We start from the raw sequence: 13,692 nt of genomic DNA on the forward strand, positions 1-13,692 counted from the left end.
AGGTAATTATGTTAATTAAAAACGGTCGTGTAATAGACCCAAAAAATAATATAGATGAAGTTTTAGATATTAGAATTAGCGGAGAAAAAATTGCGGAAATTGGTAAGGGCTTGACTTCAAATGAGGATGAAGTAATCGAAGCAAAGGGTCTAGTCCTTTCTCCAGGACTAGTGGATGTTCATGTACATTTTAGAGATCCTGGATTTACCTATAAGGAAGATTTACTCTCCGGGTCAAAGGCTGCTGCAAGGGGAGGTTTTACAACCGTTGTATGCATGGGAAACACAAACCCGACCATGGACAACGAAGAGACCTTAAAGGACTTTTTAGAAAGGGCAAAGTCCTGTCCTATTAATGTTAAGACCATTGCCACAGTGAGTAAAAAGTTGAACGGAACTGAATTTACCGACTTTGAAAGACTAATTTCATTAGGTGCAGTAGGTCTTAGCGATGACGGCGTTGTCATTAAAGATGGAAAATTCCTGCTGGAGGCATTGGATCGAGCTAGTAAATTAAATGTTCCCATAAGCCTTCACGAAGAAGACACAGACCTTATAGGCTCCCCCGGTGTAAATCAGGGTGATGTTTCCAAGACTTTAGGGGTTAAAGGAGCGCCAAAGGTTTCTGAATATGCCCAAATCTCCAAGGACTTGGCCATCGGGCAAAACACAAAGGGCCACCTACACATACAACATATCTCCTGTAGGGAATCCGTAGAAATAATCAAATTTTTTAAAAGTTTAGGTGTAAAAGTGACCTGTGAAGTCACCCCAAACCACTTTTCATTAGTAGATACTGACCTTTTGGAAATTGGATCTTTAGGTAGAATAAACCCTCCTATACGAAAAGAAGAGGATAGACAAGCTCTAATCCAAGGCCTTAAGGACGATACCATAGACATGATAGCAACAGACCATGCACCCCATACCACAAAGGAAAAGGAAAGGGATATATCCAGGGCTCCAAGCGGAATCCTTGGCCTAGAAACTGCCCTTTCTTTAGGAATCACCAATTTAGTTAAACCAGGGCATTTAACTTTGATGAAGTTAATAGAAAAAATGTCCACAAATCCTGCAAAGTTGTATGATTTTGAAACTGGAATTACTAAGGGAAATGTGGCAGACCTAGTAATCTTTAACCCAGATGAAAAACAAGTCTATACAGACTTTTTATCAAAATCAGAAAACTCTCCCTATAGAGATAAAGAGCTTTTTGGCGTTGTTAAATACACAATCCATAATGGTAAAATCGTGTATAGAGATATTTAGGCACATTAAAACCTCCCTACTGATATTAGTAAGGAGGTTTTATCCTTTTATACCTTTGTGGTTTTATTTTGTTTTTATGCTTGAACTTCCACCTAATAGAGTAATCTTATCAACCTCATTAGAATTTAGATAATCCTTTAATGAAGCCGGAAGTTCATCGTATTTCACAAGGAGAAGAGGTGAATTTGCCCTTTTTGTTACAGCTCCTCCAACTAGTGCATCGATATAGTTAGTTCCACTTGCCAAAAAGATTTCCTTAGAATTTGGATAGGAGTAATCCGCCACCTTAATTGCAGTTTCATATCGGTCTTTTCCAAATAGACGTAGAGTATCTATTCCAAGTCCTTCCAAGTCATCTTTAACACCTTCGCCAACAGAAGACCTTCCCCCTACAATAATTGAAGTTTTTATATTCCACATGTTCAAAGCTTCACTTGTCTTTGAATTAAGTCTGTCCTTTTGGGTCAATAGAATTGGAATATCCCTTTTACCGGCAATATTATTTCCAGTTAAAGCATCCACCAACTCTACTCCACTTGTAAGAACCACTTCATTTTGGTTTCCTGATTTCTTTCTGATCTCTTCACCAATTCTAATGGCAGTTTCATAACGGTCTTTTCCATAAAGCCTTGTAAGATCATAGCCTACGCCCTTTAATTCATCTTCTACTTCTTTAGAAACCGTACTTCTTCCTCCAGCAATAATTATATTTTTTGCCTTTAGTCTAATTATCTCTTCTAAAGTAGCCTTTGGAATTTCTGAATTTCTCGTTAAAAGTATTGGAGCTTTCTCAAGGGAAGCAAGTGGAGAAACCGTCAAGGCATCTACAAACTCCCTTCCAGAAGCAAGAATTACAGTATCTGAACTTTCAAAGTACTTCTTACTTATGGCAACTGCAGTTTCATATCGGTCTTTTCCAAAAATTCTTTCAATTTCAAAAGATCTATAAATATCTCCAAATGACTCTACTTTAATATTATCTGAATCATCTTCCACTGGAGGAGTAACGGGAACAGAAGGAGTAGGCTTATCTGGGTTTGGTTTTGGTGGGTTTGGTTTTTCTGGACTTTCTAACTTATCAAATCCAAGTCTTTCCCTATAACTTCCTACAATGCAGGACATCCTCAAGGCACCTGAAGCAACCCCGTCTTCAAACCAAAGCACTTTTCTAACGCCGTCCTTGTCACTTTCTCCAATTGCAAAACCTTCAAAGTTATTTACAGGAAGGTCTTTTGGTGGATTTACATGGGAGATCTTTCCCGATTCGGTTTTGTCAAATTCAAGGACAGCCCTCATATTGTTAAATCCATCATCAGCAGAGATCCAAAGAAGTCTTTCCTCATCGTCGTAGTTTAAACTCATGGCTCCGCCTAATTTAGAGTCTATATCAAATACCATATTGGCAGTTTCATCTTCATTTAGTACAAAACCATAGACATGTCCATTGTCCTCTAATGCCACAGTGAAAATTCCATCTCCCACAGCATTAGGATAGTTATTTAAATCCAACAATTCCTTGGTGTTCATGTCTACAACCATATTTTCAATATGGTTTCTAGGAATCCATTCAATAGCTTCAATTCCAGTATTTGCACTTACTTGCGGTAATAGACTGGTAATATCCCATTCTTTTATGGAAACTAAGTCCTTTTCCTTTGCACCTGGATCCACCATTAAAATTGTATTGTAATTTACACCCTTGTTTGAGTTGTCCCTTTCTGAAGCCACATAGACCATTCCCCTGCCGTCTACGGCAATGCCTTCGGTGTCAGGCCCCTTTGCATCAGGGTTTTCAGCATCCTTTTTAAATCGAACCCTCTTTTGACTCAATACGTTGATGCTATTGTCTTCTCCCAGTTCTACAATCCAGAAAATTCCTGTACCATTGTCCACTGCATAAAGCTTTCCATCGTGAAAGTCCAGTCCTGAGGAGTCCTCTAAGAAGGTTTTGGTCTTATCTAAAACTACAACAGGGCATGTTTCAAGGGCATCGTACTTTTCTGGAATTCCAGGGAATTTGTTGGCACTACCCTTTGTTTCAACAAGGGTATTTCTATATTCCATCCCATTTACATCGGGATAAAGTCCCCAAGTAGGGTTGGTATGGCCCTCCCATTTAGCACTTTGAATTAAAAGATTTCCCTGGTAAATTCTCACCATATCAGATTTTCCAAGACCAAATCCAAAGTCCTCATCGGTCAAAACTAAAAATCCATTTGCTTCAATTACAGTTCCCTCTGGGATTGTATATTCGTGGCTGTCGTCGTTATCCTTTATAATAAGTCCTGAAATATCAAGCTTACTATCCGTTGGATTGGCAAGTTCTATCCAGTCTGGCCCTTTATTTGGGTCATTGGACTGAATTTCATTTAATACCACAGGATTGGTCTTTAAATTTGGTGCATTTTTAGTAGGAGTATCAAAATCTATAAATTCACCAGTTCCATCTGGAATTCTTGCCAATACGCCAGCCGCATGTCCTGTCCACTTATAGGTCTCAACCACAGCATCACTTGCTATAAGTAGATTTACTTCGTCATTCTTGCCAAGGCCAAAGTTAAAATGAGTATTTTCCTCAAATACAAAGTATTCCCCTGGCTTTAAAATGGTATTAGCATCAAGACCCCTACTATCTTTTAAATGACTTGGATCATTATCTAATATCTTCCAACCGGAAATGTCTACCGGTGTAGTTCCAATATTTAATATTTCAACCCAGTCAGTGGTATCGCCATTGGATTCAATTTCATTTATTACAACTTCTGGTTTGTACCAACTATTTGTCATTCCCTTGGTTTCAGGCATTAGGATAAAGTTTCCCTTACCATCTTCGTATCTACCTAGGGAAGCCTTTGATTCGTCACCTTCATAGGCTGCATGTTCTGTCCAGCTATGGCTATCTAGTAAATTTTCATCTCTGTCATAAAACCTAATGGAGTCCCCAGAGCCTATGCCTATGGCTTCTTCAAAGCTTCCAGGAACATATTCCTTTGCCTTGTCGTCATAGATTAGCCCTTGGGTCTTTGCGTCAACCACAAGATAGTCGGATTTATTTAAAATTGTACCCTCAGGAAACTTCCATCTATGGTCATCGGAGTTGTCTCTGATTTCATATCCAGAGATGTCTATGGATTCCCCTTCTGTCAATACAAATTCTACCCAGTCATCGGGAGCAGAATTTATCTCATTTATCAATACAGAAGGTTTAGTCTCTTCCTCTTTTTTTGAATTTGGAAGTCCCTCTGTTGCATCCATGTCAACAAATTCTCCAATTCCATCAGGATATCTGGAATAGGTTCCTTGAGCATGGCTTGCCCATGAGAAATTATCCACTAAGGACTTATTGTAATCATATAGAATTACAGCATCTTCCTTTCCAATTCCAAAGGTAAATTCCGAGCCTTCCTTTAAGACAATGAATTTTCCCGGTTCCAAAATGGTACCTTCTGGAAATGGTGTGGTTTCATTGTTATCTAGTCTGCCTAATTCACCATCATCCGTTAAAAACCAACCTGAAATGTCTACAGGCTGCTTTCCCTTATTATAGATTTCAACCCAGTCCTTGCCCTTATTTGGAGCACTGGATTCTATCTCGTTTATAACCACATCACTGGTGTTAGCCAGGGATATATTGTTTATTGGTAAAAAAGATAGTACCAATAATAGGGAAAGTAAAATTTTTGAAAAATTACGTTTCATTACATCCTCCTCGATTTTGTCCTAATCAAGGCTAATTGTAACATCATAATGTAAGCAGATTGTAAAATATTGATTAAGATAATATAAATTAAGCACCCTCAATCAGTCGTTGATACTAATCGATAGGCGCTTTTTAATACCCTTTATTCAATTTGTATTAGTAATTGCAATTGTAATTAAAATCCACCATGGCTTAACAAATGCTCAAGCAAGATCTTTACTCCTATGAGCATTAGGATGCTTCCTCCTAAAATCTCAGATCCCCTTTTGAACTTATCTCCAAATCTATAGCCAATATACACAGCCATTGTAGAAAAACCAAAGGTCATAAGCCCAATAATCGTAGAAGGCTCTAAAATATGTACCCTTATGGCGGCTAGAGAAATTCCTACAGCTAGTGCATCAATACTTGTAGCAATGGCTAGGACTATCATTTCCTTTAGATTGAATTCTATGATGGCACAACATTGACATTCCCCATCATTGCTGGATTTTATAGCCTCATATACCATCTTCCCTCCAATAAAGGCAAGTAGAACAAAGGCTATCCAATGGTCGATATTCTGTATTAGATTTATAAAGGAAAAACCTAAGTAATATCCTATAAAAGTCATTGCCCCTTGGAAAAATCCAAATAATAGGGCTATTTTCAAGGCGTATTTTCCATCGAATTCATCTAAGCAAAGCCCCTTACAAATTGACACTGCAAAGGCATCGGCAGAAACTCCTACCCCCAGCAGCAATATATCTACTATGGACATAATTTTCTCCTCACTATTAAAATATAATCAAGCAGTCCAATAGACTGCTCAATCATATTATCATATATCCGATTAATCTAAAATTATCTTACATCTTTTCTGGTGCTTTAATGCCTAGTAAATCCAAGCCCTCTTTTATTACATTCTTAACGGTGTAGCAAAGTAAAAGCCTAGTATTTTTCAACATTTCATCTTCATCTAATATCTGCACCTTATTGTAGAACTTATTAAACTCCTTGGAAAGTTCCACAACATATCGTGTAATGAAAAATGGCTCCAACTTTTCATGGGCGTCTATGACTGTAGAACTGAAGTTATATAAAACCCTTAGGATATTTATCTCCTCTTGTGTAGTTAGAAGACTTGAGTCAAATTTATCCTCTAAACTAAATTCTCCCTTTTTAAGTAGAGAACAGATCCTTGCGTGTACATATTGGACATATGGTCCAGTCTCTCCTTCGAAGGATAGGGTCTTATCCCATGAGAAGACATAGTCCTTAATACGTTGATTAAATAGCTCTTGAAATTTTACTGCTCCAATTCCTATGTCCTTTGCAAGTTGGTCCTTGTCTTCAATCTTGATTCCCTTTTCTTCTTCCCTCTGGGTAAGGATGTCGTCGACTTTGTCGATGGCACGGTTTAAAACATCCTCTAGGTACACAACCCTTCCCTTTCTTGTAGAAAGAGTTCCCTCCTCTAGAGATACCATCCCAAAGGGAACATGAACCACTTCTTCATACCAATCATAACCCATTTCCTTTAAAACGTACTTAAGTTGTTGGAAGTGTAGATTTTGTTGAGAAGCTACAACATATATATTCTTGTAAGGCTTGTAGGTGTCATGTCGATATTTTGCAGCTGCAATGTCTCTAGTGATATAGATGGTGGAACCGTCAGACTTTATTATAAGTGCCGGTGGAAGATTGTATTTTTCCAAGTCCACAATCTTTGCCCCTTCAGAGTCCACCAAGGCACCGGACTCTTCAAGTCTATCCACCTGAGCCTGCATCTTGTCGGAGTAGAAGTGTTCACCCTTGTAGGAATCAAAGTCGATGTCCAACATTTTATAGACCCTGTTAAACTCCTCTAGGGAAATCTTTCTAATCCATTCCCACATCTTAACCGCCTCTGGATCCCCTTTTTCCAAGTCCACAAAGGCATCTCGACATTCTCGTAGAAGTTTTTCATCATCTTCAACTTCGTTATTTATCTTTACATATAATTTAAGTAGTTCGGGTATAGGGTTATTTTCAATTTCCGCTAGGTTACCCCATTTTTTTATTGCCACTATCAACATTCCAAATTGGGTACCATAGTCTCCAAGGTGGTTGTAGCCAATGGCGTTATAGCCTAAAAAGGTAAAAATCCTCTTTAGAGAATCCCCTATGATAGTGGTTCTAATATGTCCAATATGAAAGGGCTTAGCAATATTAGGTGAAGAATATTCTACTATAACATTTTTACCTTCCCCAATATCAACCTTTCCAAAGTCTTCCTTTTTATCCAAGGACTCGTCTATGATGGTCTTTGCAAGCTGTCCCTTGTCTATAAAAAAGTTTAAGTAAGCACCCTTCGTCTCTATCTTTTCAAAAAGCGGAGAGTCAATAGAATCCTTTAGTTCCTCTGCTATTACAGCAGGATTTTTTCTAAACACCTTTGCCAATGGAAATGTTGGAAAGGCAAAGTCTCCTAAATCATAGGTTGGTGGCACTTCAATGTTCTTTAAAATCTCTTCTTTGGAGATTTCACTAATCTTTTCACTTAAAATTTTACCAATCTCATCTTTAAAATCTATCATAATATTCTCCAATCTCAAATTCTACTAATTACCTTACATTATATAATGAAACTCCCCTAAAGGAAAACTAATTCTCAGTGATTAAAATATCTCTATCGTATTCACAAAACATATAAGTACAGACCTTGTTAACTTTGGATTTGTCTGCAAGGATAAACTTTTTCTTACATCTTTCCAAGGCCTTTTTCTTAACTTCCCCTTCAGATATGTCTGGAGTAGTAAATCCCTTTTCCTCGGATATGCCATTGGCACCAAAAAAACCAATGTCAAAGACGAATTTAGACAATGATGAAATACATTCCTCCCCTATTAAAGCTCCAGTAGAGGCCTTGATATTTCCTGCAGGCACATGAACCCTATAACCCCTTAGGGAAAGTTCCACTCCTGTTATCAAATCATTTGTTACAAAGGTAACATCCTTAGGGATATCATACTTCACCATTGAAGAAACCGTTGAACCAGCATCTAGATAAACCACATCTCCTGGCCTGATCATAGTAGAAGCCTTTTTTGCAATAACTTCTTTTTGTGCTACATTCAGCTCTTTTCTGATGGCCCTTTCCACATCTTCTGTAATTTGGTCCTCTATTCTAATGGCGCCACCATGGACCTTTATCAATGCCCCTTGCCTGTCTAAAGTATTTAAATCCCTTCTAATTGTAGAGACGGACACTTTTAATTTTTCCGAAAGCTCTTCTACTTTAATAGGACTCTTTATTTCCAACTCTCTCAATATACATTTATGCCTTTGCGCTATCAAAATCCATCACCTCGGTCATATATATGTCATATTCTATCATAATTGCGTGTTTTTGATTAGTACTTTCAAAAACAATCAAAATAAATCACTTTAGTTTTAAGATTGTCCAAAAAGGGTAATAATATATCAATTAGAAACCAATTTTTTTATTAGAAAGGAGTCTTAGATGATTGCAACTGTAACACTAAACCCTTCCTTAGATTATATTGTAGAGATTGACAATTTCTCTTTAGGAAATATCAATAGAACCAAGGATGAAAAGTACCTTCCCGGTGGTAAGGGACTCAATGTAAGCCAAGTGTTGACAAACCTTGGAATCAACAACTTAGCCTTGGGAATTGTAGGAGGGTTTACAGGTGGACAACTGGTTGAACTACTTAAAGAAAGAAATGTAAATCAGGATCTAATACATGAACCTCAGGCCCTAACAAGGGTAAATATCAAAGTAAGGTCCCAGGAGGAAACAGCCATCAACGGCATTGGTCCAAAGATTTCAAAAGAGACCAAAGAAAAGCTACTTCATCAAATAGAAGAGCTTAACTCAAAGGATTTTTTAGTTCTAGCTGGGAAGATTCCCCCTGCCCTTCCAAAGGATTTTTATAGACAGATCATGGACAAGTTAAGGGGTAGAGGCGTTGAGATCGTGGTAGATGCAGAAGGAGAGCAGCTGGAGAGGACAATTCAAAATAGACCATTTCTCATTAAACCAAATAATGAAGAGCTGGGAAGCCTTTTTAATGTTGAGATTACAAAGGAATCTGATGCCATCTACTACGGTAAGAAATTGCAGGAAAGAGGAGCAAGAAATATACTTATTTCCCTTGGAGCAAAGGGAGGAATTCTTATAACCGAAGATAAAAAAATCTTTCAAGGAAATTCTCCTAAGGGAAAGCTAGTAAACTCCGTTGGAGCAGGAGACTCCATGGTAGCTGGTTTTCTCTATGGCTATTTGAAAAAAGACTCCTTAAAAGAAGCTCTTCGCTACGGGATAGCTTGTGGATCTGCCTCTGCTTTTTCTGAAGAACTGGCAACTAAAGACGAGGTTTTAAATCTCGTTAGAGAAATAGATATAAATACTTTGGAGGAGTAAAATGAATATAACGGACTTAATTAAAAAAGACAGCATTTTAATTGGTCAAAGTTTAAAGGACAAGAAGGACGCAATTGAAACCGCTGTAAAGTTGATGCAAAACTTAGGCAATCTTTCAAACCCTCAGGATTTTAAGGATAAGGTCTATGCTAGAGAAGCTCAAGGCTCTACAGGAGTTGGAGAAGGAGTTGCCATACCCCATGGAAAGTCTAGTTCTGTTACAAAACCTGGACTTTCTGCCATAACCATTCCAGAGGGTGTGGACTTTGAATCCTTGGATGGCGAACCTGTAAAACTGCTATTTCTTATAGCGGCACCAGAATCCGACTCCAATGTCCATCTAACCATACTTTCGAGACTTGCCACACTACTTATGGATAAAAACTTTATCGACTCTCTAGTTGGAGCAAAGAGCAAGGAGGAGTTCCTAGCGATTATCGATAGAGCGGAAAAAGAAAGGTTTAAAGATGAGGAATTGGAAGTTCCCCCTGCTACTACAGAAGAAAAGCCAGCTGGTAAAAAAAGACTGGTTGCAGTAACAGGTTGTCCAACTGGAATTGCCCATACCTATATGGCAGCAGAGGCCTTGGAGAAAAAGGCAAGGGAATTAGGCTATGAAATAAAGGTTGAAACTAGAGGATCCGGCGGTGCAAAAAACGTCTTAACCGATGAAGAAATAGAAAATGCAGACGGAGTCATTGTAGCCTCCGACACCAATGTACCTATGGACAGGTTCAGCGGCAAAAAACTAGTAGAGACACAGGTTTCCGATGGGATATCAAAACCAGAAGTTCTAATAGATAGAGTCCTTGCGGAAAATGCACCAATATATAAGGGAAGCGGTCAAAGGGACAAAAAGGATGTAGTCAAAGAGGAAAGCTCTGGACACAAGTTCTATAGGCATTTGATGAACGGTGTCTCCCATATGCTACCCTTTGTCGTAGGGGGAGGAATTCTCATTGCACTATCCTTCTTAATAGACAGTTTCTCTGTGGACTTGGGAAGTCTTACCCTAGAACAGCGGGGAAGTCTTGGTTCCATCACCCCAACAGCACAGATGTTAAACTCCATTGGTGGACTTTCCTTCTCCTTTATGCTACCGGTACTGGCAGGTTTTATCGCCATGAGTATTGCCGATAGACCAGGTCTTGTGGCAGGCTTTGTAGGCGGTGTAATTGCAGCCCAAGGCACTTCTGGTTTCCTTGGTGCGCTAGTTGCAGGTTTTCTTGCAGGTTATATTGTAAAGGGACTCATTAAAATCACTGAACCATTGCCAAAGGCCATTGATGGAATTAGGGCAATTTTGATATATCCAGTTTTTGGAGTACTCTTTACAGGGCTTGTTATGACCTTGGCCATAGAACCAGTCGTTGGAAGTATCAACACTGGACTAAACAACTGGTTGTCCAGCTTACAGGGCACTAGTTCTTTAATACTTGGATTTATAGTTGCAGGAATGATGGCAGTTGACATGGGTGGACCATTTAACAAAGCATCCTATGTATTTGGTACTGCATCCATAGCTGCAGGAAATTACAATATTATGGCGGCAGTTATGATTGGTGGGATGGTTCCTCCAATTGCAATTGCGCTATCCTCTTTAATATTTAGAAATAAATATACTGACACAGACAGAAAGTCTGCCCCTGCAAATATAATAATGGGACTTTCCTTTATAACAGAAGGTGCAATCCCCTTTGCAGCAGCAGACCCAGCAAGGGTTCTTCCATCCTGTATCATAGGATCGGGAGTTGCAGGCGCACTGTCCATGCTATTTAAATGCACGTTGATGGCTCCCCATGGTGGAATCTTCGTAGTACCAGTTATAGGAAATCCACTTATGTACCTTGTGGCCTTAGCAGTGGGAACTGCAGTTTCAACCATATTACTTGGACTGTTGAAGAAAAGGGTCAACTAGTTACTTTAATTTATCATATTTAAAACACCCAGGATTTTTATCCTGGGTGTAACTATTTATAAGAATCAAATCTTTTATATAATTTCTATTCTTCTGTTATAAATTCCATGTTCCTATATAGTTTTCCATTTATAAAGATAAACAATAGGCTTATCAGTAGTGCCATGGCAGTTATTATGAAAAGTCCTATTCCATGCATATTTGATGCCACTTCCACCAAGGTTCCACTTAAAATGGCAAGTCCTCCTAGTAGTAGGGTGATTGTTATGGTTAATATCGCCCCAAAGGTATTACCAAGCCTACTTTCTAAGATTTTCCCAATTCCCTTGTGAATATAGTTGAATAGGATGGAAATTGAGGTAAAGGTTAAAATTGCACCAACAATATTAAAAACTCCAAGACCCAACATAATAAGAGCTGGAGTGAAAAGACAAATTCCTAGTGCTAAGGTCCTTAAATTTCCCAAAAGACCAGAATAAAAAATCTTTTTACTCATGGAGTCTGGAATCAAATAGAAAAAGTAGTGGTTATAATCCTCTTCTCCACTAAAATATCTATAGGTTAAAAGACAGATATAAATCGAAAGCGCTCCAACGATAGTCGTAAATCCCTCCAATGGAATATCTGCTTTATTCAAGAAATATCCTATTACAAAGGAGGCCAATAGTGCAATTCTCTGCATTTTAAACTTATCCACTAAGGAGAACTTCTTAAACTCATTCAGCTGTTTATAAAATATAGCGCTGGCATAATTTCCTTTAATATCAAAGTTTATTTTATTTAATACCTTTTTCTTCTTTCCAACCCGTTGTGCTTTTCCAGTCTTCTTTGCTTTTTTTATGGCAACAGAATATTCTTCAGAAAACTTTATAGCATCTTCATAGTACTCTCCTGTAGTCCTAGTCGTCTTTGCAAATAGGAATAGAAGTAGCACTGTAAGAAAATAAAGTATAGAAGAGATTAGCCTTGGAATTGTAAATCCCTTTATAATCAGTGAAATAAGCCCCAATTCAAACCCAAAAACCGGCACAAAGATCAACACATCTGAATTTAGTATGTCCAAAAATCTCATATTTAAAACCTTTGTAGATCTGAATACCATTGCAATGATATAGACTGCAACAGCCGCTAAAATTGCAAAGGTGATATATTTAATTATCGACTTTTGCTTTTCACTAATGTCCTCGGAAGTATACATTATTACACAGATGGAAAAGTCTCTGACCATGGAAAGACTAAGTCCCAGTATCAAGATGGCTATCATCTTCCAAAGGTCTATTTTAAAAATAACGAGTCCTGCTACAAAAAATGCCAATTCAAAGATGATCCCATAGGAAAAGTTTAATAAAAACCCTTTAAATAATACTTCCTTAGGGGTAAAGGGAGCTGTAAATTCAAAGTTTACATTTTCCGGTTTAAAGATGACACCCTTTCTCTTTAAATAGGTCAAAGTTGATGGCAAAGAAAGATAAATGGAAAAAACCGCATAAATTGCAATAAATCCAGCAGGATTGTTAAATTTTATATCAGTAATTTGAGATTTAAAGAGAATAGGCAAGTATATAAAGTAAATTAACACCAAAAGCTTTCCTATGACCTTTAAGGGTTTATACCTCAGTTGTTTTATCCTATTTACCATACTTCTTCGTATAAAATATAATGTTGAGTTAAGCATCCAGGTCACCTGTCACTTTGAAGAATATCTCATCTAAGTTCTTACCTTCCGCCATATCCTTGTCAAATTGGCCAAGGACCTTTCCATTTTTAAGAATTACTATGGTGTCCCAAAGTCCCTCAACCATGTCCAGCATATGGGTGGAAATTAGAATAGTAGTTCCCTTTTCCTTTAACTCTAGGACCACCTTCTTAAGCTCTTTTATCGCCTTAGGGTCCAATCCAACCATCGGTTCGTCTAGCATCAACACCTTAGGTTCGATTACCAGGGCACAGCAGATGGATACCTTTTGCATCATCCCCTTGGAGAGTTCGTCTCCAAGCTTGTCCTGTTTATCCTCCAGTTCAAAGGTTTTAAGAAGACTTGTAATCTTTTCTTCATCTATCTTTTTACCATAGGCCTTTAAAGTGTAGATAAGGTGTTCTCTAACAGTTAGTAGGGAAAACATGGAAGGAATTTCTGGCACATAGCCAAATACCTTCTTTGCTTCAACACTTTTATTGTCATAACCCTGTATGGTAATTTCTCCACTATGTCTAAGGAGTCCTGCAATGGACTTGATGGTGGTGGACTTACCAGAACCATTTGGTCCCATGATAACGCCAATCTGCCCATCTGCAATGGTAAAGGAAACATTGTCGGCGGCAACCACCTTATTGTATTTTTTTGTCAATCCGTTTACTTCTAACATAACTACCTCCTTAGTACAGTATAACTCAATTG

At 38.1% G+C, this 13,692-nt stretch carries 9 protein-coding genes; 3 read left to right on the forward strand and 6 right to left on the reverse strand.

The window, feature by feature from the left end; genetic code table 11:
* Window positions 1–8: 8 nt before the first annotated feature.
* Window positions 9–1,268 (forward strand): dihydroorotase, encoded by a 1,260-nt coding sequence (locus Q1K37_RS02930; RefSeq protein WP_300409204.1) that lies wholly within the window; start codon window positions 9–11, stop codon window positions 1,266–1,268.
* Window positions 1,269–1,331: 63 nt separating this feature from the next.
* Here the strand turns inward: Q1K37_RS02930 and Q1K37_RS02935 are convergent, their stop codons facing one another.
* From Q1K37_RS02935 to Q1K37_RS02950, 4 genes are all read right to left on the reverse strand, one after another.
* Entirely contained in the window at window positions 1,332–4,967 is a 3,636-nt protein-coding gene (locus tag Q1K37_RS02935; protein ID WP_300409206.1) for a lamin tail domain-containing protein, read from the reverse strand.
* Between the two features lie 176 nt (window positions 4,968–5,143).
* A complete protein-coding gene (locus tag Q1K37_RS02940) occupies window positions 5,144–5,728 on the reverse strand; it encodes a manganese efflux pump MntP family protein (protein ID WP_300409207.1) in 585 nt (194 codons plus the stop codon).
* Between the two features lie 88 nt (window positions 5,729–5,816).
* Window positions 5,817–7,526: an arginine--tRNA ligase gene (gene argS / locus Q1K37_RS02945; protein ID WP_300409209.1), complete on the reverse strand. Its 1,710-nt coding sequence runs from the start codon at window positions 7,524–7,526 to the stop codon at window positions 5,817–5,819.
* Window positions 7,527–7,593: 67 nt separating this feature from the next.
* Complete coding sequence (locus tag Q1K37_RS02950) at window positions 7,594–8,286, reverse strand: DeoR/GlpR family DNA-binding transcription regulator (protein WP_300409211.1); 693 nt, start codon at window positions 8,284–8,286, stop codon at window positions 7,594–7,596.
* A gap of 166 nt (window positions 8,287–8,452) precedes the next feature.
* Here Q1K37_RS02950 and pfkB point away from each other — a divergent pair, with 166 nt between their 5' ends.
* Window positions 8,453–9,376, forward strand: a complete 924-nt coding sequence (gene pfkB / locus Q1K37_RS02955; RefSeq protein ID WP_300409213.1) for a 1-phosphofructokinase — start codon at window positions 8,453–8,455, stop codon at window positions 9,374–9,376.
* 1 nt (window position 9,377) lies between these two features.
* Window positions 9,378–11,294, forward strand: a complete 1,917-nt coding sequence (locus tag Q1K37_RS02960; protein ID WP_300409215.1) for a fructose-specific PTS transporter subunit EIIC — start codon at window positions 9,378–9,380, stop codon at window positions 11,292–11,294.
* An 85-nt stretch (window positions 11,295–11,379) separates the two neighbouring features.
* Here Q1K37_RS02960 and Q1K37_RS02965 read toward each other — a convergent pair whose 3' ends face one another.
* Window positions 11,380–12,969 carry a putative ABC exporter domain-containing protein gene (locus tag Q1K37_RS02965; RefSeq protein ID WP_300409217.1) on the reverse strand — a complete coding sequence of 530 codons (1,590 nt, stop codon included), beginning with the start codon at window positions 12,967–12,969 and terminating at the stop codon, window positions 11,380–11,382.
* On the reverse strand, window positions 12,962–13,660 hold the full coding sequence (locus tag Q1K37_RS02970; RefSeq protein ID WP_300409219.1) for an ABC transporter ATP-binding protein: 699 nt from the start codon (window positions 13,658–13,660) through the stop codon (window positions 12,962–12,964). The genes Q1K37_RS02965 and Q1K37_RS02970 overlap by 8 nt, the downstream gene beginning before the upstream one ends.
* Window positions 13,661–13,692: the final 32 nt, after the last annotated feature.

This window comes from Lagierella sp. (assembly GCF_029983815.1).
GTDB lineage: Bacteria > Bacillota > Clostridia > Tissierellales > Peptoniphilaceae > Mediannikoviicoccus.

Excerpts from the sequence above, each read along its gene's own strand:
- Q1K37_RS02930 (WP_300409204.1), top strand. The coding sequence starts at position 9 with ATGTTAATTAAAAACGGTCGTGTAATAGACCCAAAAAATAATATAGAT.
- Q1K37_RS02935 (WP_300409206.1), bottom strand. The coding sequence starts at position 4,967 with ATGAAACGTAATTTTTCAAAAATTTTACTTTCCCTATTATTGGTACTA.
- Q1K37_RS02940 (WP_300409207.1), bottom strand. The coding sequence starts at position 5,728 with ATGTCCATAGTAGATATATTGCTGCTGGGGGTAGGAGTTTCTGCCGAT.
- argS (WP_300409209.1), bottom strand. The coding sequence starts at position 7,526 with ATGATAGATTTTAAAGATGAGATTGGTAAAATTTTAAGTGAAAAGATT.
- pfkB (WP_300409213.1), top strand. The coding sequence starts at position 8,453 with ATGATTGCAACTGTAACACTAAACCCTTCCTTAGATTATATTGTAGAG.
- Q1K37_RS02960 (WP_300409215.1), top strand. The coding sequence starts at position 9,378 with ATGAATATAACGGACTTAATTAAAAAAGACAGCATTTTAATTGGTCAA.
- Q1K37_RS02965 (WP_300409217.1), bottom strand. The coding sequence starts at position 12,969 with ATGCTTAACTCAACATTATATTTTATACGAAGAAGTATGGTAAATAGG.
- Q1K37_RS02970 (WP_300409219.1), bottom strand. The coding sequence starts at position 13,660 with ATGTTAGAAGTAAACGGATTGACAAAAAAATACAATAAGGTGGTTGCC.